This is a genomic window from Bacteroidota bacterium (assembly GCA_037133915.1).
Taxonomy (GTDB): Bacteria; Bacteroidota; Bacteroidia; order Bacteroidales; family CAIWKO01; genus JBAXND01.
On sequence record JBAXND010000004.1, the window covers coordinates 107626 to 132069 of the forward strand.

Annotated in this window: 17 protein-coding genes; 10 read left to right on the forward strand and 7 right to left on the reverse strand. The window is 41.8% G+C overall.

Annotated elements, in window-relative coordinates:
- Positions 1 to 272: 272 nt before the first annotated feature.
- Positions 273 to 1286: a WYL domain-containing protein gene (locus WCM76_02675; protein MEI6764516.1), complete on the reverse strand. Its 1014-nt coding sequence runs from the start codon at positions 1284 to 1286 to the stop codon at positions 273 to 275.
- Positions 1287 to 1454: 168 nt separating this feature from the next.
- Here WCM76_02675 and WCM76_02680 point away from each other — a divergent pair, with 168 nt between their 5' ends.
- From WCM76_02680 to WCM76_02690, 3 genes are all read left to right on the forward strand, one after another.
- Positions 1455 to 2057: a hypothetical protein gene (locus tag WCM76_02680; protein ID MEI6764517.1), complete on the forward strand. Its 603-nt coding sequence runs from the start codon at positions 1455 to 1457 to the stop codon at positions 2055 to 2057.
- A gap of 375 nt (positions 2058 to 2432) precedes the next feature.
- Positions 2433 to 2858 carry an Hsp20/alpha crystallin family protein gene (locus WCM76_02685; GenBank protein MEI6764518.1) on the forward strand — a complete coding sequence of 142 codons (426 nt, stop codon included), beginning with the start codon at positions 2433 to 2435 and terminating at the stop codon, positions 2856 to 2858.
- A gap of 87 nt (positions 2859 to 2945) precedes the next feature.
- Positions 2946 to 3842 (forward strand): DMT family transporter, encoded by an 897-nt coding sequence (locus tag WCM76_02690; GenBank protein MEI6764519.1) that lies wholly within the window; start codon positions 2946 to 2948, stop codon positions 3840 to 3842.
- Here WCM76_02690 and WCM76_02695 read toward each other — a convergent pair.
- Both WCM76_02695 and ruvC read right to left on the reverse strand, forming a co-directional pair.
- On the reverse strand, positions 3826 to 4902 hold the full coding sequence (locus WCM76_02695; GenBank protein ID MEI6764520.1) for a phosphatidylserine/phosphatidylglycerophosphate/cardiolipin synthase family protein: 1077 nt from the start codon (positions 4900 to 4902) through the stop codon (positions 3826 to 3828). The genes WCM76_02690 and WCM76_02695 overlap by 17 nt on opposite strands.
- A gap of 12 nt (positions 4903 to 4914) precedes the next feature.
- The gene (ruvC, locus tag WCM76_02700) at positions 4915 to 5472 is read right to left on the reverse strand and encodes a crossover junction endodeoxyribonuclease RuvC (GenBank protein MEI6764521.1); all 558 of its coding nucleotides are present in this window, start codon (positions 5470 to 5472) and stop codon (positions 4915 to 4917) included.
- Between the two features lie 15 nt (positions 5473 to 5487).
- On the opposite strand from ruvC, the gene WCM76_02705 reads away from it, so the two are divergent.
- Together WCM76_02705 and WCM76_02710 are read left to right on the forward strand one after the other, a co-directional pair.
- Positions 5488 to 6504, forward strand: a complete 1017-nt coding sequence (locus tag WCM76_02705; protein ID MEI6764522.1) for a lysylphosphatidylglycerol synthase domain-containing protein — start codon at positions 5488 to 5490, stop codon at positions 6502 to 6504.
- Positions 6501 to 7652 (forward strand): glycosyltransferase, encoded by a 1152-nt coding sequence (locus tag WCM76_02710; protein MEI6764523.1) that lies wholly within the window; start codon positions 6501 to 6503, stop codon positions 7650 to 7652. The genes WCM76_02705 and WCM76_02710 overlap by 4 nt, the downstream gene beginning before the upstream one ends.
- Here the strand turns inward: WCM76_02710 and ispD are convergent.
- From ispD to WCM76_02730, 4 genes are all read right to left on the reverse strand, one after another.
- The gene (ispD, locus tag WCM76_02715) at positions 7647 to 8318 is read right to left on the reverse strand and encodes a 2-C-methyl-D-erythritol 4-phosphate cytidylyltransferase (GenBank protein MEI6764524.1); all 672 of its coding nucleotides are present in this window, start codon (positions 8316 to 8318) and stop codon (positions 7647 to 7649) included. The two genes, WCM76_02710 and ispD, sit on opposite strands and share 6 nt — an antisense overlap.
- 15 nt (positions 8319 to 8333) lie before the next feature.
- Complete coding sequence (queA, locus tag WCM76_02720; GenBank protein MEI6764525.1) at positions 8334 to 9383, reverse strand: tRNA preQ1(34) S-adenosylmethionine ribosyltransferase-isomerase QueA; 1050 nt, start codon at positions 9381 to 9383, stop codon at positions 8334 to 8336.
- 139 nt (positions 9384 to 9522) lie between these two features.
- Complete coding sequence (locus WCM76_02725; protein ID MEI6764526.1) at positions 9523 to 11454, reverse strand: M1 family aminopeptidase; 1932 nt, start codon at positions 11452 to 11454, stop codon at positions 9523 to 9525.
- Between the two features lie 4 nt (positions 11455 to 11458).
- On the reverse strand, positions 11459 to 11881 hold the full coding sequence (locus tag WCM76_02730) for a hypothetical protein (protein ID MEI6764527.1): 423 nt from the start codon (positions 11879 to 11881) through the stop codon (positions 11459 to 11461).
- Positions 11882 to 12019: 138 nt separating this feature from the next.
- On the opposite strand from WCM76_02730, the gene WCM76_02735 reads away from it, so the two are divergent.
- The 5 genes from WCM76_02735 (at position 12020) to WCM76_02755 (ending at position 24405) form a co-directional block, all read left to right on the forward strand.
- Complete coding sequence (locus WCM76_02735) at positions 12020 to 12355, forward strand: hypothetical protein (protein ID MEI6764528.1); 336 nt, start codon at positions 12020 to 12022, stop codon at positions 12353 to 12355.
- Positions 12356 to 12386: 31 nt separating this feature from the next.
- On the forward strand, positions 12387 to 15614 hold the full coding sequence (locus WCM76_02740) for a two-component regulator propeller domain-containing protein (protein MEI6764529.1): 3228 nt from the start codon (positions 12387 to 12389) through the stop codon (positions 15612 to 15614).
- 60 nt (positions 15615 to 15674) lie between these two features.
- Positions 15675 to 16421, forward strand: a complete 747-nt coding sequence (locus tag WCM76_02745; GenBank protein ID MEI6764530.1) for a LytTR family DNA-binding domain-containing protein — start codon at positions 15675 to 15677, stop codon at positions 16419 to 16421.
- 273 nt (positions 16422 to 16694) lie between these two features.
- A complete protein-coding gene (locus WCM76_02750) occupies positions 16695 to 20342 on the forward strand; it encodes a carboxypeptidase regulatory-like domain-containing protein (GenBank protein MEI6764531.1) in 3648 nt (1215 codons plus the stop codon).
- Between the two features lie 46 nt (positions 20343 to 20388).
- Positions 20389 to 24405 carry a T9SS C-terminal target domain-containing protein gene (locus WCM76_02755; protein ID MEI6764532.1) on the forward strand — a complete coding sequence of 1339 codons (4017 nt, stop codon included), beginning with the start codon at positions 20389 to 20391 and terminating at the stop codon, positions 24403 to 24405.
- Positions 24406 to 24444 lie beyond the last annotated feature (39 nt).

Sequence of the window (24444 nt, forward strand, 5' to 3'; positions counted from 1 at the left end):
TGTAAATTAATAAGTAAAATGCGCCTAAAAGTAACTTTTAACTATATACAATTTCTTTAATTATATGGACTAAAGATACAATATTATGCCCGTATACACAAATTAATTTACAAAAAAATATCAGCCAGTGAGCTGATATCGTGACTTTATAGATGTATTTAAATATCACTTTTTGGAACATTAGACATTTGTCTTTACCACATTACCTAAGCGTTAATAAAACATTAAACTGATAAACGAATACAATAGTTGTAGATTAATGGTAAGAAAATTCATGCGTATTTTTTTAAGGCTGCTTCCAGAAGTGAGATAACTTCAGATTTAAGTTTTTCCGGACGGATTACTTCAACATCGCGGTGCCAGCCCAGAATTTTTGAACACAGTTCGTAATTGATTACAAGTCGAAACGTAAAGGTTAAACTATGATGATTTTCATGTATTAATTTTTGCGTAGCATGCAGCGGCTGCGAAAGCAGATACTGCCCCTGACTCCGTGAAAACTTCAAAACCACCGTACACGGCTTTTCATTGCCCGGCACGCTGATACCGATAGTATGAGAAAAAAATTCGCCGGGATCGAACGATATTTTTTGGTACTTTTTATCATGCAGCACTTCCGTTCCGCGAATCCGGTCCAGTCCGAACGTGCGAATCTGCCTGGCATGTTCGGCCATTCCCACAAGATACCAGCGATTATCGTGCTCCTTTAAAAGGTATGGATGCACAAGATAATCAATACCCGATTGTTCGCCCCGGTATGCCTGATAATGAACCCTCAATACATTGTTACCGCGAATGGCTTTAAGCAAGGTCTCAATATATTCATTGCCGCGCGTTGGAGGAATTTCCTCAAGTTGCAGGTAACGGTTGAAATCTTCTTCGTTTAAAATTTTTCGTGCATTCACAACACTCATTATTTTTTCTATGGCGCCCGGAAATTTATTCAACACAGGCACATTGCTGAACCGGCAAAGCATGGCTGTAGCAATTTCTATGGCATCAATATCTTCATCTTTTAATTTGAAGTTGGCAATAGAATAGTTTTTATCCGAATAAAAATAGCCATGATGATAACGGTCAAAGCCAATAGGCGCATAGAATCCGGGCTCAGGCAATTCGCGCATGGCATACAAATCTTTTTCAAATGTTGATAAGGAAATTTTTTCATCGAGTGCCTGTTCAATCTTATCAATGATTTCTTCTCGCGTTGGAAATGGTGAAGCTTCGCTTCGAAGGCAGGCATCGATAACCAGAAAACGGCGGTACTGCTTTTTTGTAATGGGCATACCAGGAATGAATAATTAAAAATGAATAATTAAAAATTATAAATAATACTACTTCAGCTCAACCATGCGGATACTTCAATTTTATTCTTTTTCAAAAATAATCATTTACTCCGTAAATAAATTACGGAGTGATGTTTTTATTTTGTACTCTGATCAATACTTAAAACTATGTGCCCTGAAATGTATACCTGGAGTAACACTGTTCTTTTCGCATCCTACAACGAGGAACTAAAGAACCAAATGATTGAATTCTGTGCAATCTTCGGAAAAAAGATTTTCCACAGCGAGCCCGGATCAAACGATATTTTTAATGTACCCTGCTTCTGCGTAGTGGTCGATACAGAATATACCGGTCAATCGCAATGGCAGGAATTCAGCCGCATAATGCATAATGACGAGACCCTCAAAAACATACCGGTGCTTGACACAAATGAGCTTTCGCCCGAACACATCATGCGCCGGCTGCGTGAAGTAGTGCTGCAGCAAATCGGGATATTTACGTACCCGCATTCCAAAAAACATGAGGTTACTATACGCAACACCGCTCAGCCGGAAAATGCTGAAGTGCCCGTTGCCTTTGATACCATGAAAGAATTGAAAAATGCATTAAGAATACTCAAAGCAACGAGCCTCACCTTGGGAACCATCAACAAAATAAGCGGTAAGCCGGCTATACGGGATTTTGGCATCAATCCTGAAAAACTCAGCGACTCACATTTGAGGTGGATTTCCGCACCCGATAAATTACACCAACGCCTGATATTTGTTTGAAAAAACTTTGTAAAAAATAGTTAGTACAAAGTCAAAAATCAAACACACTTTCTGTCACAATAGCAACAACGACGGAAACCGGGAGCACAGTATTTTCATACTGTTGCTCCCTTATTTTTACGCCATTATTTTGCATCAGCAGATATCCACATGCGCCATTTTGTCATTTATAAATTTAACAACCAGCCATTTCGTCATGTGTTTATGCATTCTAAAAAATGAGCAATAACACATTTACACCGCTGATTTTTAGCTTCTTGTAAAATATTACAAAAAATAATAAAAATAATTAATGCATAAATGGCACTCCGTTTGAAAACAACGGACCGTACACTCAAATTTAAACTAACAAACAAAAAATAGGAGGAACAAATTATGAAACTTATTAAATGGAACAACGAACCCGTGTTTTCAGGACTGATGCAAAATTTCTTTGACGACAATTACAACTTTCTGCCTGCACGCTGTGGATTTAGCCCGGCAGCCAACATTGCAGAAACCGAAAACGGATTTGAACTCGAACTCGCCGTTCCCGGAATCGACAAAGACAACTTCAAACTTTCTGTTGAGAACAATGTACTGACGGTCTCATCTGAAAAAGAAGAAACAAAAGAGCAACCCGAGAAAAATTTCACCCGTAAGGAATTTGTTTACGGATCGTTCAGCAGGTCGTTCACATTACCACGCAGTATCGACACGGATGCCATTAGTGCAGCTTACACCAATGGAGTGTTGCATGTTATGCTTCCTAAAAAAGAAGAAGCAAAAGCACAACCGAAAAAAGAAATCACAGTTGCATAATCCGGCGGTGCTTAATTAACATGTTATTGTTTACAACGGTGCGTTCCATCAGGTGCGCACCGTTTTTTGTTCGCTTACCTTTGCCGCGTGAGGAAACTTCAACACCTGAATGCGCATTTCGCTTTGGCGGCCGCCACCATGCTTTTCGGGGCCAATTACTGGATAGCGAAAGGCATGATGCCCGATTATTTTTCGCCTTCCCAAATTGTTTTTCTGAGACTCACCGGAAGTGTTGCACTCTTTTGGCTGTTTTATGCATTTTCAGTCAAACAAAAAATTGAACGCCGCGATATTTATAAAATGATACTTTGCGGATTGCTGGGTGTTACGCTCAATCAAATGTTCTTTTTTCATGGGCTTGCACTCAGCTCACCGGTTGATGTTTCAATTATTGGCGTACTGAATCCACTGGCAGTTATGGTATTTGCAGCAATTATTATTCACGAAAAAGTTGGACTGCTTAAAATTCTCGGTGTATTCACAGGTGCAGCCGGTGCCCTAATTATTGTGCTTTACGGAAGCAATACCGCCTTTGATTCCGACCACGTTACCGGAAATATTTTCATCGTCATTAACACGCTGGTTTATGCGCTGTATATGGTTCTTATGAAGCCATTGCTGAAAAAATATCCGACAGCCACGGTCATGGCATGGGTATTTACATTTGGGTTTGCGATGGTAATCCCGTTTACTCTTCATGATGTACTGCAGATACAATGGCAGTCTTTACCGCAGGCAGCGTGGCTTTCGTTGCTGTATGTCGTGGCAGGAACAACATTTCTGGCATATCTTTTAACAAGCATTGCCCTTAAGTCTCTTGACGCTACCGTTGTAGGATTTTACTCTTACTTTCAGCCTATTCTTGTGGTCATCATCGGAATCACCATGTACCAGCAACATTTAACCGCAGCAAAAATAATAGCTGCGGTGATGATTTTTGCGGGCGTATATCTTGTTAACCGAAGGCCTAAAGCAAGTGCCTGAACGGCACCAGAATTTGTTCAAACAGTTTATGAATTACGGGACGACGAAGCCACTTCTCGTAATTAAATTCCACACATTCCGCAATCGTTTCTTTGGCATGCTGCTGCAGGGCCGCAATAATCTGCGAATCGCGTCCAATCAGCATTATCTCGTGCATATAACGAAAACTCCGGTAGTCAAAATTTGCCGAACCAACGCAAAATACTTCTCCGTCAACGAGCAGCATTTTTGCATGGAGGTTGTATGGTTTGTAAAAAATCACCTTCACACTGTTGTGATACAACATGCCAAGGTATTTACTCCGAAGCACATCAACCATAGCCACATCAGACTTATCAGGAGTAAGAATTTTAACATCTACACCGCGTTTCCCGGCATCCATAAGGTGTTTTCTCAGTAAAAATCCCGGAAGAAAATACGGCGTTTCAATAATAATTTCTCTTTTGGCATTTTTAATAAGTTCTTCAAATTTCTTTTTAATGCGCTGTTTACGGATTGAAGGAATGTCGCGTATTAATTTAAAATCGCCGTATGCCAACGTTCTAGTATGTTTCTTGATATTGAACACAACTTTGTCGTGTATAAACCAACTGCCTAAAAAAGCCCGACGGAAAATCCGTGCTATATTTCCTTCGAGGCGGATTGCCAACTCCCTCCAGTTCATTGAATAATCGGTAATGTTAGCAGAGCCGATGTATGAAATATGGTCGTCGATTACGAGAATTTTACGGTGATTCCGCCGATGATGCTTGGTAAAGGCATCGAAAGTCCACTTCAATTTTTTGAAAAACAGCAACTGCCCGCCATTCTTAGTGAACTCTGCAAAAAACGAAGAAGAAAACAAGGCACCCCAGGAGTCAATCAGCAAGCGGACTTCAACACCCTGCTTCGCTTTTTTCGTAAGCAGGTCGCGGAATTTCGTGCCCACAGATTCATCGGAGAATTTGTAAATCTCCAAATAAATGTACTTTTTTGCTTTTTCGATGTCACCAAGCATCGCACTGAAATAGCGCAACGGATCATCAAAAATTTCAGCACTAACCGGCGATGGTTCTACCATAGCAAAAGGCCATTATTTATTTACAACACGTTTCGGATTACTGGTCAGAAATGCTTTCCAGCTGGTGGCTCCTGTACCTGTCTGGGGCAAATTCCGCTGAAAATAGTGACAAACGGCAACTGCCAATGCATCCGTAGCGTCAAAATATTTCGGCATTTCTTCAAATTTCATCAATCGTTGAAGCATAGCAGCCACTTGTTCTTTAGAGGCGCTGCCTTTTCCGGTAATGGCCATCTTCACTTTACGCGGCGAATATTCAAATACCGGAATTGATTTATACAAGGCTGCAGCAATTGCAACTCCCTGTGCACGCCCCAGTTTCAGCATAGACTGCACATTTTTTCCGAAAAAAGGCGCTTCAATGGAAAGCTCATCGGGACGGTAGGTTTCAATAAGTCTGAGCGAAGTCTCGAAAATTCTTTTTAGTTTTAATGCCGGATCTGTAATCTTTTCGAGCCGTAATACATCCATCAATATCAGTTCCAGCTGTGCTCCTTTGTTATGAATCACGCTGTAACCAAGAATGTTTGTTCCGGGGTCGATGCCAAGTATGATGCGGTCTGTTGCCAATTTTGTTTTTTGATTATGTCTGTAACAAAGGTAAAGAAAACTCTGAATCTGCTTATCAAATTCGCTATTGTTATCGCGTCTTACGGATATCTTTATGTGCAGATTGGAAATAGAAACACCTTAAGCGAAGGATACCGCATTTTTCGCGCATCGATTGGCAGTGGCAGCTTCATTGCAGGCTTATGCGCGGTTGTAATATTGATGCTTGTCAACTGGGCATTGGAAGCCTGTAAGTGGAAATACCTAATCCGGAAGATTGAAAGCGTTACTTTTTTCAGTGCATTCAAAGCTGTGTGGGCAGGAATTACCGTAAGCACTTTTACGCCCAACAGAATTGGTGAATTATTCGGGCGCTCGTTTATTTTAAAAAAAGCAAGCCTGTGGGAAGGCACTTTTGCAACCATCACCGGAAGTCTCGGACAACTGCTTGTTACCCTTGTTGCAGGCTCATTCGCCACATTATTTTTTATGGAAGCGCATCCGGGATTTATACTGAATATGAGTCGCCCGTGGTTTACTTCACTCATTTTTCTTACTGTTTTGCTCAATGCACTGGCAATCTTTTTCTTTTTCAATATTCATATTCTCACACCGCTGCTTGGCAGGCTTTTCAAAAAGCGCTTCATCCGTATGCAACAGCATATAAAAGTTTTTGCGTCATACTCAGGGAAGGAACTTGGAGTAGTAATATTGCTCAGCGGAGCACGTTATCTGGTGTTTTCGTTGCAATTTTTTATGCTGTTCAGATTGTTTTCGGTGCCGATTCCACTTGTCGATTCCTTCATTGTTACCGCCGTTATTTATTTTATTATGGCCGCCATTCCCACGGTTGCACTGAGTGAATTGGGCGTCAGGGGCAGCCTGGCAATAGCAACCACTGCCGCCTGGTCTGGTTCATCGATGTCTGATGCTCTTACAGCAGGAGCAGGCTCGGCCGCCGCTTTTATCTGGCTTATAAACCTTGTTATTCCTGCGCTTGTTGGCAGTATCTTTGTATTTCGCTTACGCTTTTTTAGAAAAAACGAATCATGAATCCAGCAATAATTTTCCTTGTATTTTTTGTTGGCACGATAGGGACGGTCTATGTTTTCATTATCTCCCTTTTTACGTTCGGATGGTTCAGAAAAAATAAAAACAGAACAGCATCTCAGACACAATCAAGCAATATTTCAATTGTTATTGCCGCAAGAGATGAAGAAAATAATATCTCTGCATGCCTTACAGCACTAGCTTCACAAGGTTATCCCACCGATAAGTTCGAAATTATTATTATTGATGATGCATCCACAGATCATACGGTGCAAATTGTTCATGAGTTTATTAAAGCACATAAGGAAATCAGGACCCAACTATTTTCCTTGCCGGAAAAATACCGTTCAGCAACGTCAAAAAAAGCAGCACTCAGCTTAGGAATTCAGCTTACTCAATTTGATATTATTGCAGTTACGGATGCTGATTGTATTCCTGCTTCCGGCTGGATAAGAGCAATGGCAAACGGTTTTAGCGAAAGAACAGTAATGATGATTTGCGGGATGGTTTGTTTTTCAACAGATAAAAAATGGTTTTCCAAACTTCAGTCACTGGAGTTCATGAGTCTTGTTGCATCGGGTGCAGGCGCCTCGGGCGCAGGTTTTCCGTTTATGTGCAACGGAGCATCCATGGCGTTCAGAAAAGAGGCATTTTATAAAACCGGCGCATATTCCGATTCAGATGGCTATGCATCGGGCGATGACGTTTTTTTGCTGCACAACATTAAAAAAGCATACGGCAATTCTTCTGTGCAATTTACAAATAATAAAGAAGCCATTGTAGTAACAGCGCCTCAACCAAGCCTTAGAGCGTTTTACAATCAGCGTGTCCGTTGGGCATCTAAATCAAAGGGCTATCATGATATTATCAGCCTGCTGACAAGTGTTGCAGTATTTGCGTATTCGCTGGAAATTTTACTCTTTGCTGCGGCCGGAATGTTTTTCGCTCCCTTGTTTTATGCTGCGTCAGCGTTATTCATACTAAAATTAATTGTTGACATTCCGCTGATGGCAAGCATTACAACATATTTTGGTCAAAAGAAATTACTTTTGTTCTACCTGCCCATGCAGCTTCTTTACCCCGTATATATAGTGGTTGTAGCATTGGGCGGCATTTTCGGAAGGTACTCCTGGAAGGGGCGAAAATTATAATTGCTCCAAAATAGCTTGTGCAAATTTCAAATCGGAAGGAGTGGTAATTTTAATATTTTCGGGCGAGCCCTCCACCAAATGAATTTCTATGCCGGCGTTTTCGGCAACAGTGGCATCGTCAGTAAATCCTTCATCATAAAATGTCTGGTATGCACTTTTTATGCGGGAAACCTTAAAACACTGAGGTGTTTGAACTATCACCAATGCCGAGCGGTCAACCGGGCTGCTGATAGCGCCGTCTCTCATCCGGACAGATTCGGTAACCGGAATAACAGGAATCGCGTTGCCCTGTTCGGCGGCGCCTTTATAAACGCGCTCCAGAAGTGAAAAATCAATCAAGGGTCTTACACTATCATGAATTCCAATAACAGCCTCATCATCATCAATCATGCTGAGACCATTTTTCACTGAATGAAATCGTGTTGGCCCGCCTTCCGTAATTATAAAATCCCGTAATAATCCATATTCTGAGCACAATGATTCCATCGTCTTAACATATGCCGCCGGCACCACGAATATCAAATGGATTTCAGGACACCAGTCAAGGAAAACTTTTGCAGTGCGCAGGATTACAGGAAGCCCGTTAAGGTCCATGAATTGCTTAGGAATTGAGCTGCCCATCCGGGTTCCGGAGCCGCCGCCCACAAGCATCACATATTTCTTCAAACCCTGTAGATTTGATTAAATAATAATCATCGCGTCGCCGTAAGTAAAGAAGCGGTATTTTTCGCTGATCGCTTCTTTGTATGCCTTCATCAGGAAATCGTAGCCACCGAATGCAGCCACCATAATCATCATCGATGACTGCGGCAGATGAAAGTTGGTGATCATACGGTTTGCCACGCTGAAATCATACTGCGGAAAAATGAATTTATTTGTCCATCCGTTAAATGGTTTCAGGTGACCTGAAATAGTTACGGATGACTCAATCGCTTTCATGGATGTAGTCCCGACAGCGCAGACATTTTTCTTGTTATCTTTGGCTTTATTTACGGACAGGCAGGCTTTTTCGTCGATAATAACCTGCTCCGAATCGCATTTATGCTTGGTAAGATCTTCAACATCGATGCTCCTGAAATTTCCAAGACCGGCGTGTAGCGTAATTTCCGAAAAATTCACACCTTTCAGTTCAAGTCTTTTCAGCAATTCGCGGCTGAAATGCAGGCCGGCAGTAGGAGCTGCAACAGCGCCTTCGTGCTTGGCATACACCGTTTGATAGCGTTCGCGATCTTCGGGCTCAGTGCTTCTTTTTATTAATTTCGGCAGGGGCGTATCGCCTAAACCTTCAATGGTTTTTTTGAATTCCTCATAAGGTCCGTCAAACAGGAAGCGCAGTGTACGACCGCGTGATGTGGTGTTATCAATAACTTCTGCTACCAGAGAATCGTCTTCGCCAAAATAGAGCTTATTTCCTATTCTGATTTTGCGCGCAGGATCAACCAGCACATCCCACAGGCGGGTTTCGTGATTCAATTCACGAAGCAGAAATACTTCGATTTTAGCACCTGTTTTTTCTTTTCTTCCATAAAGACGTGCAGGAAACACTTTTGTGTTATTTAGGATGAGGACGTCGCCTTCTCCAAAATAAGTAAGAATATCCTTAAATACTTTATGTTCAATGGTCTGAGTTTTCCTATTCAGTACCATCAGTCTTGATTCATCTCTCTGCTTCGGAGGCTTGTCAGCCACTAACTCAGTAGGTAAATGAAACTTAAATTCAGATAGTTTCATACTAAACCGTTTGCAATGATTGCCCCGTTTTGGGGGTGCAAATATACGACTTTTTTAGCCAAAAGTCCAGTATTTTTATAAATATATTGATACTGAGAACGTAGGGCGCAAAGAATCATGTATTATGCGTTAATTATAGTTAATCCTTAACGATTTTATATGTAACCTTATTGTTATTAATTGATGTTTTCACATAATAATTTCCTGAAGCGTAGCTCAACATATTGATAGTATGCTTTTTGATATACGTGTCGGATGATGTTGAATAGACGAGATGACCTGTTGCATCATACAATTCTATTGTTTTGGCGCCCGGCTCGGGAAATACAAGTTCAAGGCGGTCATGCACAGGATTGGGAAATATTTTAAGATCCGGAATCTCGTTATGTTCAACTTTTGTCACCAGCAATGTGTCCAGTTTTGCAATCAACCATTGTTCAGGGTCAAATTTCACCGAATCGGGAACAAAACCAAGATTAAAGCCCCACATCTGACCTGAGAATGAATTATTAAAAACAATAATGGTGTCTTTTTGCGAATTTTTAAATTCAATCGGCACCGGAAGATCAAAATAACTTACCGATGAATGCGATTGTGCCTGATTTATGGTCAGCGTAATGCTGCTGTCCTGCAAAGCCATGCAGTTAATCGTGTAAATCGGGTAGCCTTCTTTATATATCCAGTCATCAAAATATCCGCTCAGCGACTGACCGCTTGCCGCTTCAAAATGCTGGCGAACATCTTCGGTAGATGCAAATCCAAAAGCGTGTTGCGGATCATTGAGCAGGCCGCGCATGGCTTGAAAAAATGCCACATCGCCAATTTTCCAACGCAGCATATGAAGCACCATCGCACCTTTAGAATAACTGAGGCGACCGTCGAAAACACGGGCCACCGAAGTTGTATCGTAGCAATAAACAGAACCGCCCGTATCGCTGATGATTGAGTTCAGCTGATTTTTTTTCCAAATTGGCCACCAGTACCCGCTTTGCATATTCTCAAAACAAAGACCTGTGCAATACGTAGCAAAACTTTCGTTCACCCAGATATCATGCCAGCTGCTGCAGGTAACTTTATCGCCATACCACTGGTGGGCCAACTCGTGAGCCATAAGGTCAAAACTTGAATTTATCAGGAAAGTCATGGTTTGGTGTTCCATTCCGCCGCCCCAATTAAATTGTGCATGCCCGTATTTCTCCGCAATAAACGGATAGGTGCCGAACAGGCTGTCATAAATGTTCATTGCGGTTACCACACCCGGAGTATACGTTTGCCAGGTTGCAAGTTCTTCAGGATAAACATAATTGAGTATTTTTATGGAATCACCGTTATCAACGGCATAATTATAATAATATGCGTAGTTAGTGACGGCAACTCCAATCAGGTAAGCGGCAATTGGATAACGATGTTTCCAATGATATACTTTATCGGTCCCTGAAATATATTCTTCAACAAGCAAACCATTACTCCCGGCACGATATTGTGCCGGAGTGGTAACAATCATATCCATTGAATCAATTTTATCGCTCAGTGAGTTTTTGCACGGCCACCAGTCTTTGGTACCGTAGGGTTCTGATAACGTCCAGATGATTGGAGTTCCATTATGATAGTCTTTAATAAATGAGCCAAAACCTAATCCCGCCGAAGGAACACCGCGATAAAAAACGCTTACGGAATCGAAATGATATTGATTATACGAAGTTCCGAGATTGATGCTGAGGTCATCGCCACTATGAGTAAATGCTGCATGATTACCGTGAAACAGCACTGAGTCCACCGTGAGGAGGTACGATAATTCAAAGTGGATTTGAGAAACATTATTTACCGTGGTAACAAAGCTTGAAGTAACGCATCCCTTTATATACAAGGTATCCGGATCAATATAGAGATTAAACCGAAGGTGCTTCAAGTCATAGTTGTCGCCCATTTTGCTTTCATGGAAATTTTGAATTTTACTGTGCGATTTTGCTTCATCGGCAGCAATAAAATTCTCGCCATAAAAATAATTCTGGGCATGGATTGCTCCGGCGAAAAGGATTGCAATTAGCAGAAGTGTAATTTTTTTTTGCATAGGTTTAGTTATAAATGTGCAAAGTGTTTCCGTCAAATTCTGTTCGGTATTGTTTTAATGGAAGTGTAGCAGGACCGTTCACAACCGAGCCGTCGAGTATCAGATAGCGCGAACCGCAAATCCCATCTGACATGGTAAGCCCTGAAGTATCCACAACAATCATGGCGCCCGAAACATCAGGATCATAGGGGCAGGTGCGTTCGTAAGCCATAAACAGGTCGGTCGATTCGCGGTACACAAGAATGCCCTGATAACCACCGGTAATATTTACCCATCCGCCAACATTATTCAGTTCCATGTACAAGGTGGAATTAATATTCAGATAAAGATTCACATAAACATTCGGAATATCCTTGTACTGGTCTTTTTTACAGGACGATGCGCCAACAAAAAACAATACTAAAAAAAGAAACAACGACTTTTTCATAAAGTAAATAATAGTGCGTATTTGGCAAACGGGCAATTTAAAAATATATTTTCCCGTTAGAGTAAAAACGGGACAACAAAAAAAATAATGTACTTTAGTGCACTCTTTTGAAAAATCAATTCAAAAATACGGTTTTTGATGAAGCTGATACAAAAAATATTACTGTTCGCACTAATCATTCTGCTTCCGTTATCATTTGAAAGTTGCAGCAAGTTTGCCCAGTCAAAAAGACAGGAAGAAAAACGCAGGAAAGATTTAGTGAAGGAAAAAGCAGAGCGTGAACGTGAAGCTGAAAGAGCATATGAGGAAGCGATACAGCGGCATTATGATATGCAGCAAAAATCGACTCAGAAAATGATGAGGCAGACTGCGCGGAAATCATACCGGCAGAGTACCGGAAAGAAAGAGTTTTTTCTGGTGCGATGGTTCACACCCAAGCAAAAAAAGGTCAAGTCCAACAGAAACGAAAAATAACATCCGCAGGGATACGATTTATTAATACACAATGATTCATCCGGGTATTTGGAACCACCGCAGGCAGCAGATAAACACGCGCGCTGCCGGGATGCTTATTGTGGTATTGATTGCGTTGACTTTTGCAATCAGAGTTGATGCTCAAGAAGTAAAAAAAATTCTGTTCGACCGCATCTCATCCGAAAATTTTAAAGTTGAAAAAGGATTATCACAGAACACTGTGAATTGCATTATGCAGGATGCACAGGGTTATATGTGGTTCGGCACCTGGGACGGACTTAATAAGTACGACGGTTATAAATTCGATATTTTCAAACCCGGATACCTCAAAGGTCCGTCAGACATGAGCGACCAAACGGTAAACACTCTGATGCAGGATAAGGAGGGCACCATATGGATAGGCACCAATGGCGGAATCAACCTGCTTGATATGAAAACCCGGAAATTCCGCCGGCTGATGCACAATCAAGCAAGCCCCGGAAGCATCAGCTGCGACACGATTCTTTGCTTACTTGAATCAAAAAATGGAGATGTTTGGGTAGGAACCAATAATGGATTGAACCGTCTGGACCGCGAAACCGGCGTTTTTTATCATTATTTTCTGAATCCCGATAATGCCAATAGTCCCAGCGATAATACCATCCTTTGTCTGTTTGAAGATAAGCAGGGCAGCATCTGGTTCGGAACCAATAAAGGACTCAATCTTTTCAATACGAAAAACCTCATTTTCTCACATTATTACCACAATCCTGAAAATGATAATACCATCAGCAATGATATAGTAAAGGATATACTCATCGACCGTCAGGGTGTGCTATGGGTATGTACTGACGGCGGCCTTGATCATTATGATTTTAACACACGGAAACTTTCGCATTTCCGCAATGACATTTCAAAACCGGGCAGCATAAGCAACAATCATATTACCTCTATTCTGGAAGACGCAGCCGGAACGTTGTGGGTTGGCACCTTTGGCGGCGGGCTAAATATGTATGACCGGAAATTCAACCGATTTGTACAATACATCAATAATACGTATGATTTGCGAACTATAAGCAATGATTACATCAACACCCTTTATGAAGACAAATCCGGAATTATATGGATTGCCACGGCATGGAAAGGAGTCAATAAAATAGACCGGTATTCGAACCGGTTTAACCACTACCAGCACTTTTCTGATGACGCCGAAAGCATCAATAACAATATTGTTTGGTCAATACTTGAAAGCCCCGACGGCACCATCTGGCTCGGTACAGACAATGGCATCAATATTTATAACCGGACAAAAAACAAATTCACATTTATTACTCAACAGCCGGGCAAATCAGGTGGATTGACCAGTAAATTGATTCGCGCTATCTACCGTGATACAAAAGGCTATTACTGGATTGGCACTTTTGACGGAGGATTGAGCCGCTATGATGAAAAGACGCGACAGTTCATGCATTTCCGCCACGACCCGAACAATCCGCATACACTCACTTCCGACCAGATATGGTCAATTATTGAAGATAAAGAAGGTTTTCTTTGGGTAGGTACCGATCAGGGCATCAACCGCATCGACTTGAAGAGCTTCCGTATTGAACATTTTATTCATAATAGTAAAGACCCGGCATCTCTAAGTAACAATTATGTTACCTCAATGACTTTCGACAGCAAGGGACTCCTGTGGATATGCACTAATAACGGGCTGAATTATTACAACTTCAAAACCAAAAAATTCAGCCACTATAAACATATACCCGGTAATAAATATTCATTAAGCACAAGCACTGTTTTTAGTATTTACGAAGACCGCTCAGGCATTTTCTGGATAGCAACAATGGGCGGTGGACTAAACCGCTTCGACACTAAAACCGGTATGTTCCGCTATTATCTTGAAGAAAACGGACTCGCCAATAATATAGTTTATAATATTTTCAAAGACAAGCAGGGTTATCTGTGGATGAGCACAAATTACGGCATTTCCCGTTTTAATCCCGAAACAGAAACCTTCGTAAACTATGATGTGAAAGACGGAGTGCAGAGCTATGAATTCAATCTGGGCGCGGCATACCACGATACTGTGAGCGATGAAATATTTTTTGGCGGCATGAACGGGTTCAATAGTTTCATTCCATCTGCCATCAGAAAGAATGACTACATCCCGCCAATCGTCATTTCATCATTTAAAATATTTGACCAGGTTCAGTCGCGCGAAATTTCAGACGGCGACACCATTTTTCTTTCGTACGATGACAATTTCTTTTCCTTCGAGTTTTCAGCGCTTGATTACTCAAATCCTACGAAAATCAGATATTCATATACTCTTGAAAATTTTGACCAGTACTGGAATTACGGTGATGCATACAAGCGCTTTGCAGGCTATACCCGAGTTCCGCCCGGCACCTATCATTTTAGAGTTAAGGGCACGAACAGCGACGGTTTGTGGAACAAAAAAGGGATATCAGTAACCATCATCATTTCTCCGCCATGGTGGGGAACGTGGTATTTCAGACTTCTGTCATCACTGTTTACGATATTTATTTTGTGGTACATCGTTTATATGAGGTTGCGGCGTATCCGAATCAAACACGAAGGCGATAAAAAAATTCTCGAAATTGAAAAACAAATGTTCAGTTTGGAACAAACAGCATTGAGGCTTCAAATGAATCCCCACTTTATTTTCAATTCGCTGAATTCAATCCAAAGTTTTGTAATAAGCAATGATACCGATAAGGCAATAAATTACCTCGCGAAATTTTCGCAGCTCATGCGCCTGATTTTATCAAACTCGCAGCAGCAAATGGTTCCGGTATCAGACGAGATTAAAGCATTGACCTATTACCTGGATATAGAACGTCTGCGGTTTGATAATAAATTTAATTATTCCATTGAGCTTGATCCTCAGATAGACTCAGACTTTATGGAAATACCGCCAATGATTATTCAGCCCTTTGTAGAAAATGCCATCATACACGGCTTGCTGCACAAGGCATCGGAAGGTAATGTGAGCATTAAACTAAGCGTAGTAAATGAGTTTATCAGAGCCATTATAGAAGACGACGGCATAGGGCGTGAAAAAGCAGCCGAGATACGTGCCGAATCAGACCTGAGACACAAATCGCGCGGTATGCTTATCACCCAAAAAAGACTGGAGATACTGAATAAACAGAACAAAGATCAGGTGAGTATACAGATTACCGACCTCAAAAACGAGCAAGGCAAGGCATGCGGAACGCGTATCGTGATTATGATGTTATACATCGAACCCTAAAATAAAGAATTTTCGTTGTAAATTTTTTCGGATATTTGGCAAACCTTTAAAAGAAACAGCATGCTTAGAGTTATAATAATTGATGATGAAAAGGCCTCACGCGATACACTCGCCGGCCTTCTTAACAGATATTGTAAAAACATTGAAGTGGTGGCTCAGGCCGATGGGTATAAAAGCGGCATTGCCGAAATTCACAAACACACCCCTGATGTCGTTTTTCTTGATATTCAGATGCCCGACGGTTCAGGGTTTAAACTATTGGAAGATGTTGGTGAAATTACATTTGAGGTTATTTTTACTACAGCCTATGACCAATACGCGATAAAAGCCATTAAATACAGCGCTCTCGACTACCTGCTCAAACCCGTTGTTCCGGACGATCTGGTTGCCGCCATCGGAAAAGCAGATCAAAAAAAAAACAGCGGACAGATAAGCCATAATATTGAGGTATTGCTGGAAAACCTCAAGCACTCGTCTGAGCCAAAAAAAATCGTTTTATCTACTGCCGAAAAAATTCATGTTGTAGAAGTAAACGACATCCTGCGATGTGAGTCAGATGATTATTATACGCGTTTCTTTTTTACCAGCGGAAAATCATTGCTGATATCCAAAACCCTGAAAGAACATGAAATGCTGCTGGGCGATAAATTTTTTATCCGACCGCATAAATCGCACCTTGTGAACATCAAATATATAAAAGGTTTTCTTAAAGCCGATGGAGGCTATATTCAAATGAGCGACGGTACCAAAGTGCCCGTATCAAGACGAAAAAGAGAAATGGTGGTAAATATTATCAGCAATCTTTAATTCGGAAAAATATTTTATAAATTTTCATCCGAATTCCGATTATAATACGACCACTTTCTTGAAATCTCATGCCGATAACTTGATTTTTCAGACCGTTAACTGATTGAGGCAGCAAAGTCATTGCAACAAGTAATAATTTCAAGAAAAAAAATAACTGAAGTCCCTAATTTTTTTATTTGGATTTTCGCAATTATTTATACCTTTACCCCCATTTTAATACACTATTATATACGCGTAAATAGTCCATAAATAATTAAAAATAAACGTGTTGATATGCTTCGAAGGCTACTCTTTTTAACGACAGTTTTACTGACAGCAAACCTGATGGCGTTTGCACAGTCAGGTACCCTGAAGGGAAAAATCACAGACAAAGTCACCAAGGAACCCATTCCTTTTGCCAATATTATCATTGAGCAAGGTGGCAAGCAGTCGGGTGGTACAACAACCGATTTTGATGGCAATTTCACCATCAAGCCTATTCCCCCTGGCAAATATGACATCAAGGCAACGTTTGTCGGATACAAACCCATCATGATTACAAACCTCGTTATTGTTGCCAACCAGATTACCTTCCAGGATATCATCATGGAGTCTACGGCAATCAATATCGAAACCTTTGAGGTTGTTGATTATAAAGTTCCGCTGATTGACAAGGATCAGACTTCCACCGGGGGCACCATGACCTCCGAGGAAATATCAAAAATGCCGGGACGTTCGGCCGAAAGTGTTGCAGCTACCGTTGGTGGCGTATTCTCGTCTGACGGCGAAATGGGCAGCATCAGGGGTGCAAGAACCAGCGGCACTGTTACTTATATCGACGGTGTTAAAGTTTATGGATCATCAAGTGTACCTAAAGCTGCCATCGAGCAAGTTACCGTTATTACCGGCGGTACACCCGCACAATACGGCGATGCTACCGGTGGTGTTCTTTCTATCTCAACCAAAGGTGCAAGCCGCGAATTCGGACTCGGTTTCGAAGGAGCCACCTCGCAATTTCTTGATAAATTTGGTTACAACCTTCTCAGCTTTAATATGCAGGGACCCCTTATCAAGGGCAAAGAATCTGCTTCGGGTACTGCACTGTTAGGCTATTTTATTGCGGCCGACTATACCTACGAAAAAGACCAGCGTCCCAGCCAGATTGGTAACTGGAAAGCTAAAGATGATGTTATTGCCGAAATTGAAAAAACCCCGCTTCGCCCCACCGGACTTAGCTCAGGCGGAACCTATCAGAGTTCTTCGTTTCTGAAGAAAAACGATATGGAAAAGATTGATGCCAAAGTGAATGCTGCCGGCAACGCACTTTCTGTAAGCGGTAAAATTGACGTTCGTACCTCATTAACTACCAACCTTACCTTTGGTGGTACCTATAATAAAGACTGGGGTAATAACTACAGCTATTATAACTCGCTGCTTAACTGGAATAAATTCTCAGCAAGCAACAATACATCGTGGCGCGTATATGGTCGCTTTACCCAACGGTTTCCGGTAGCTTCCGAAAGCAAATCGCTTATTAAAAACGTATACTACTCATTGCAGGCTGATTATTCAAAAAGCACCTATGTTACACAAGATGCCGAATTTAAAGATGAGTTGTTCAAATACGGTTATGTAGGTAAATTTACAACACATAAAGTACGCTCCTATGGTTGGGGAACAGATGATGTAACCGGAATGACCGGATATCTTCATAATAGTTTCAGAGACACCCTTTATGAATTCGAGCGTTCGGAAATAAACCCTATTCTTTCCAATTACACCGAGAATTACTATAAACTTTTTGCCAATCAGCCTACTAACCATTACAGAAATTCAGATGAAGTTCAGCTTGGTGGAGGACTTCTGAACGGCGACACCCCCAATGAAGTTTATGGACTGTGGGCTGATGTTGGAACACCATACAATGGATATTCCCACTCATCCTTTACCCAGGTCGGATTCAATGCAAATGGTTCTGCCGATATTGGCAATCATGCGATACAGTTCGGGATTTTATATGAGCAGAGAACAGACAGTTATTATTCATACGCTCCTGTTGGTTTATGGACGCTGATGCGTCAGCTTACCAACAAACATATTGAACAGCTTGATAAATCAAATCCCCACCCTGTATATGATGCATACGGCGTCTATCAGGATACCATTAATTATGATAGAATATACTCTGCAGATGAGCAGTCGTTTTTTGATTATAACCTGAGGAAAAAACTTGACCTTGCTGTTGACGGTACCGACTGGATTGATGTAAACAGTTATGACCCCAGCATGTTCTCAATTGATATGTTCAGCGCCGACGAGTTATTGAATAACGGTAAAAATTATGTAGGATATCAGGGCTATGACTACACGGGCAAAAAGTTGAGCAGCAAGCCGAGCTTTGATGACTTCTTTACAGCAAAAAATGAAAACGGGAAATATACCCGTCCCATCGCCGCGAATGAACCCATTTATATGGCCGGTTATATTCAAGATAAATTCGCTTTCAATGACCTTATTTTTAGTATTGGTTTACGTGTTGACCGTTATGATGCCAATCAAAAAGTATTGAAAGACCCTTATTTAATGTATGAAGCCAAAACAGTTGGCGAGGTGACGGAGTACAAGCATCCCAGCAATATGGGCTCAAACTATGTTGTTTATGTTGATAACATTGAAAATCACACTACGGTAACCGGTTACCGTAACGGAAGCACCTGGTACAATGCCCAAGGTGCTGAAATTTCTGACCCTGCAACTTTGGAAAGAGGCAACGGTATTGCCCCTTATCTGGTAGACCCGAATCAGAGTGATGTTAATTCATCGGCATTCAAGGATTACGAACCGCAAATCAATGTATTGCCACGTATTTCGTTCTCCTTCCCGATTTCCGATGAAGCACTGTTCTTTGCTCACTATGACGTGCTTTCAAAAAGGCCTACAGACGGAAATGTTATGAACCCGACCGATTACTTCTTTATTAAAACTAACGGGAACAACGTTATCAACAACCCTGATTTGAAATCTGAAAAGACCATTGACTATGAATTGGGCTTCCAACAGAAAATAGGGAATGCATCATCCATAAAAATTTCCGGTTATTATCGTGAACTGCGCAATCTGGTTCAGAATTACCGATTCTCAGGCGCTTATCCTGTAAACTATATTTCCTATAATAACATTGACTTCGGAACTGTAAAAGGTCTCACTTTGTCTTACGACCTTCGCAGAACTTCGAATGTTTGGTTGCGCGCAACCTATACCCTTCAGTTTGCCGATGGTACCGGATCAGATGCTAATTCAAGCCTGAGCTTTATCACCACAGGTCAGCCAAACCTCAGAACAATTACCCCGCTTAACTATGACCGTCGTCATGCATTCACGCTCGTATTTGATTACCGCTATAGCTCAGGCAAAGAGTATAACGGTCCCAAAATCACGAAAAGAATCAAGGGCACGGATAAAGTAAAAACTATTCTTCTGCTTGAGAATACCGGTGTCAACTTTACACTCGGTGGCGGTTCGGGAACTCCCTACAGCCGTTCAAGTGAAGTTATACCCAGCTTGTTCAGCAGCACCGGTTATCAGTTAGACGGTATGCTCAATGGTTCCCGCCTGCCATTCTCATTCAGACTCGACGGCCGTATTGACCGTGACATTGAAATTATGCTTGGCAAGAAGGATTCCAAGAAAACTAGAGCGCTATATATGAATGTGTACCTTGAAGTGCTGAATATCCTGAACAGCAAAAATATTATCAGTGTATACAGAGCAACCGGAAATGCCAACGATGATGGCTATCTGGCAGCAGCAAGGTTCCAGAATGATATTAATGCACAAACCGACGTACAGGCATTTAAAGACCAATACAGTATCAAGGTAAATAATCCGAGCAATTACAGTTTGCCACGCAGGTTTCGTTTAGGAGTATCCATATCGTTCTAACATAACTCAGTTTCGTATTTATAAATATACTAATCAAGTCACTGAAATGAAAAATATTCGCCTGTTCTTATTCGCTGCAATTCTATTCAGCTTATGCGATCCCGGTTTTGCCCGTAATTTTCCGACAAAGAAATCGGGTCCTCAGCAAAAAAATGAAGCGGAAGTGAAAGCCGAAGGCTGTCTGCCTGCTGCTTCTTTCACCGAAATATCCATCAACAACGTTAGGGCACGTATCAATACCGGTGGTGATATGTGGTGGGATTTACAGGGTACAGCCCAATATTTCATTCCAAAAAACACGAGTAAAACATCGATGTTTTCAGCAGCCTTATGGGTTGGCGGTCTGGACGTAAACGGGCAACTCAAGCTTGCTGCACAGCGATACAGAAGCAATGGAAATGATTATTTCACAGGCCCATTGAACAATGACGGTACGGCTTCGATTACTGCCGAAACCTGCGATAAATACGACAGGCATTTTGTAATAAACAGATCCGATGTCGAATCATTTATTGCTGCGTATAACGAAACGGGTGGCACCCTTTCAGGGTATGAAGTCCCCAACAGCATTAAAAATTATCCGGGAAACGGCGATCCGGGAACTTTCCAGAGCCATTTTCTTGCTCCTTACGTGGATGTTGACGGTAATGGTTATTACAATTATCAGGGCGGCGATTATCCTTATTATGACTTTGATAACAGCCTTTGTCCGAAAACATTACCTGCCGGAACCATACCTGAAGTGACCCCTGAAGGCAATGGACGACTGGTTGATCAGGTATTAAAAGGTGACCAGACCATTTGGTGGGTATTTAATGACAAGGGCAATATCCATTCTGAGACGAAAGGCGCTGCTATAGGCCTTGAAATCAGAGCACAGGCTTTTGGTTTTGCCACAAACGACGAAATCAATAACATGACCTTCTATTCATATGAAATTATTAACCGTTCAACTTATCGGCTTACTCAAACCTATTTCAGCCAATGGGTTGACACCGATTTAGGCTATGCATCCGATGACTTTGTCGGTTGCGATGTTAAGCGCGGATTAGGTTATTGCTATAATGGAACAGACGTTGACGGTACCGGAAAACCAGGAGATTATGGCGCACAGCCTCCCGCCGTGGGCGTTGACTTTTTTCAGGGTCCTTACATGGATCCCGACAGTATTGATAACCCCCGCTATGACAATAATAATAAATTGATTTGCGGCTTAGGAATCAATGGTGTGAATTTTGGTGACGGTATTGTTGATAATGAGCGTTTGGGTATGGTACGTTTTGTATATCATAACCGTGAAGATGCACCATTTTGGCCTGTAACCGACCCTCAGATTGCTCCCGAATATTACAATATGCTCAGAGGTATCTGGAAAGACGGGACCAAAATGAGATACGGCGGAAACGCACATTTTCAAAATGGCGGTACGGGTCCTGAGTGTCTGTTCATGTTCCCCGACGATTCTGACCCCTGGGGCTTGGGAACCGGTTGTACCGGAATTGCCCAGCCTACATGGAATGAGCGTACTGCCGGTAATACTCCTTTCGACAGAAGGTTTATGCAGTCAGCCGGTCCGTTTACACTGGAAGCCGGTGCCGTGAATTATATTACGGTAGGTATTCCCTGGGCACGTGCTTCGGCAGGTGGTCCGTGGGCATCCGTAAGATTGCTGCAGCAAGTGGATGATAAATGCCAGACCCTGTTCGATAACTGTTTTAAAATTCTTGATGGCCCCGACGCTCCCGATATGGCAGTTCAGGAACTGGATCGTGAAATTATACTTTATCTTACCAACAGGAAAACAATCTCAAATAACTTCACTGTTACTCCTGAAGATTATGCAGAGATAGATCCCAACATCGTTTTTGCCGACACCATCCCTGCTTCTCAAAGAGGCGATTCATTATATCGTTTTGAAGGCTACAAGATTTATCAGGTAAAAGACGCCTCAGTATCTATTGCAGATATTGAAGATGCCGACCTTTCGCGCCTCGTTGCACAATGTGACGTAAAAAATAATGTTTCCAAACTGGTGAATTTCTATTACAATGACGTAGTGGGTGCAAGTGTTCCCAAGGTGGAAGTAGATGGTGCAAATAAAGGTATCGTACATTCATTCAGAATATTCGAAGATCAGTTTGCTACAGGCGACAAGCGTCTTGTTAACCACAAGCAGTATTATTATATTGCTATTGCATACGCATACAACGAATTCAAAAAGTACGATCCGAATGATATTATGAGCCTTGACGGGCAGAAACAGCCATATAAGGCCGGACGTAAAGCAGCCACAGGTGGTATCAAAGTACTCACGGCTATTCCTCACATTTCTTCACCCGAGGCAGGTGGTACTATTATAAATGCAGAATATGGCGCAATGCCGAAAATCAGCCGTATTGAAGGACAAGGCAATGGAGGTCTCATCGTTGACCTAACTCAGGAATCTGTTGACCAGATTATGTCAGGTTCACCTTATACCGGCGGCACTATAGAGTATGACTATAATGCTGGACCGCTGAACATAAAAGTGATTGACCCGCTAAACATAGATAAGGCAGCCTATACCATTAAATTCCTTCCGCCACCCAGCGGCAATGTTGACTCCAGTAAATGGGTGCTTACAAATACAACTACCGGAGCTTCTTACAATTCTGAAACATCTATTAAAGTAGCCAATGAGCAATTACTGCTCGATATTGGATTAGCTGTAACCATTTCTCAGACCAAATTCCCGGGCGATCTTACAGGTGAGAACAACGGCTTCCTGGAATCTACCATTGCCTATGCCGATAGTTCCAAACAATGGCTTTGGGGTATTCCTGATAATGATAGTTATGCGGCTCTTAACTGGATTCACTCAGGTACCGTGCTTGATAAAACCGACGATAAAAACAGCGATTATTATAAGATGGTGGGCAATCCTGCCGACGCGGTATTTATTGATCCTAATGAAGATTATGAGAATGTAATAGGAGGCACCTGGGCACCCTACCGTTTAAGCTCCAAGTATGAAAACGGCCCTGCTTATGACAATCCCATCGCTTTCCCGGTAGCACTTGACCGTTTGAATGTATTGGCAAGTATTGACGTGATTATTACTAAAGACCAGTCGAAATGGACACGTTGCCCTGTAGTTGAGGAATGCGAAGATGTTAACTCAGCGTTGTCTGAAGGTCATGTTAAGAAATTTGACCTCAGAGCCGGACAAACTGACGGTGAAGTTGGTATGGGCTGGTTCCCCGGTTATGCAATTAATATTGAAACCGGCGAACGCCTGAACATGATGTTTGGCGAAGACTCATGGCTTGCCAACGAGAACGGTCGCGATATGCTTTGGAACCCAACCGGAAATATCTTCACTCCGCTCGGGCAACTGGTTATGGGTGGCAAACACTGGATCTATATTTTTGGTCACACCGGTGACGGTCCGAAAGATTGCCCCGCATATGATAAAGGCGTGTGGGCAAAAACAAATCTTTTAGGTGACTTTACCAAAAAACGTGAAGTGTACAGAAACCTTATGTGGGTAGGAAGCGGTCTGGTAAATCCAAACTACGCATTTAATGATCCCGCCAACATTCCAAGTGATGTAAAAATTAGGATACGAGTTACCAGACCTTACGCACAATACTACGCAACATCTATCACCGGCCCTACAACACCGGAAAACAACAACTATCCGATGTATGGATTCAGTACCGAAAATATGGCTACACAAACCGGAAACATAGGTGCTGCTGAAGGTGCTCTCGACTTGATTAATGTTGTTCCCAACCCGTATTTTGCATACTCTAATTATGAGATTAACCAATTAGACAACAGGATAAAAGTTACCAATCTCCCGGATAAATGTACCGTTACTATTTACACTGTAGGTGGAACACTCATCCGTCAGTTCAAGAAAGACGATCCGAAAACTTCGCTTGACTGGGATTTGAAAAATGCTGCAGGCATACCCATTGCAGGAGGATTGTATCTTATCCATGTTAAAGTTGACGGTGTAGGTGAAAAAGTTGTCAAATGGTTTGGTTCATTACGACCCATTGACCTTAACTCATTCTAATCAGCGAATAAATAAATTGTAGTACCATAATAATATCGT

Excerpts from the sequence above, each read along its gene's own strand:
- WCM76_02745 (MEI6764530.1), top strand. The coding sequence starts at position 15,675 with ATGCTTAGAGTTATAATAATTGATGATGAAAAGGCCTCACGCGATACA.
- WCM76_02750 (MEI6764531.1), top strand. The coding sequence starts at position 16,695 with ATGCTTCGAAGGCTACTCTTTTTAACGACAGTTTTACTGACAGCAAAC.
- WCM76_02725 (MEI6764526.1), bottom strand. The coding sequence starts at position 11,454 with ATGCAAAAAAAAATTACACTTCTGCTAATTGCAATCCTTTTCGCCGGA.
- WCM76_02680 (MEI6764517.1), top strand. The coding sequence starts at position 1,455 with ATGTGCCCTGAAATGTATACCTGGAGTAACACTGTTCTTTTCGCATCC.
- WCM76_02730 (MEI6764527.1), bottom strand. The coding sequence starts at position 11,881 with ATGAAAAAGTCGTTGTTTCTTTTTTTAGTATTGTTTTTTGTTGGCGCA.
- WCM76_02705 (MEI6764522.1), top strand. The coding sequence starts at position 5,488 with ATGTCTGTAACAAAGGTAAAGAAAACTCTGAATCTGCTTATCAAATTC.
- WCM76_02685 (MEI6764518.1), top strand. The coding sequence starts at position 2,433 with ATGAAACTTATTAAATGGAACAACGAACCCGTGTTTTCAGGACTGATG.
- WCM76_02735 (MEI6764528.1), top strand. The coding sequence starts at position 12,020 with ATGAAGCTGATACAAAAAATATTACTGTTCGCACTAATCATTCTGCTT.
- WCM76_02740 (MEI6764529.1), top strand. The coding sequence starts at position 12,387 with ATGATTCATCCGGGTATTTGGAACCACCGCAGGCAGCAGATAAACACG.
- WCM76_02755 (MEI6764532.1), top strand. The coding sequence starts at position 20,389 with ATGAAAAATATTCGCCTGTTCTTATTCGCTGCAATTCTATTCAGCTTA.
- WCM76_02710 (MEI6764523.1), top strand. The coding sequence starts at position 6,501 with ATGAATCCAGCAATAATTTTCCTTGTATTTTTTGTTGGCACGATAGGG.
- WCM76_02695 (MEI6764520.1), bottom strand. The coding sequence starts at position 4,902 with ATGGTAGAACCATCGCCGGTTAGTGCTGAAATTTTTGATGATCCGTTG.
- queA (MEI6764525.1), bottom strand. The coding sequence starts at position 9,383 with ATGAAACTATCTGAATTTAAGTTTCATTTACCTACTGAGTTAGTGGCT.
- WCM76_02675 (MEI6764516.1), bottom strand. The coding sequence starts at position 1,286 with ATGCCCATTACAAAAAAGCAGTACCGCCGTTTTCTGGTTATCGATGCC.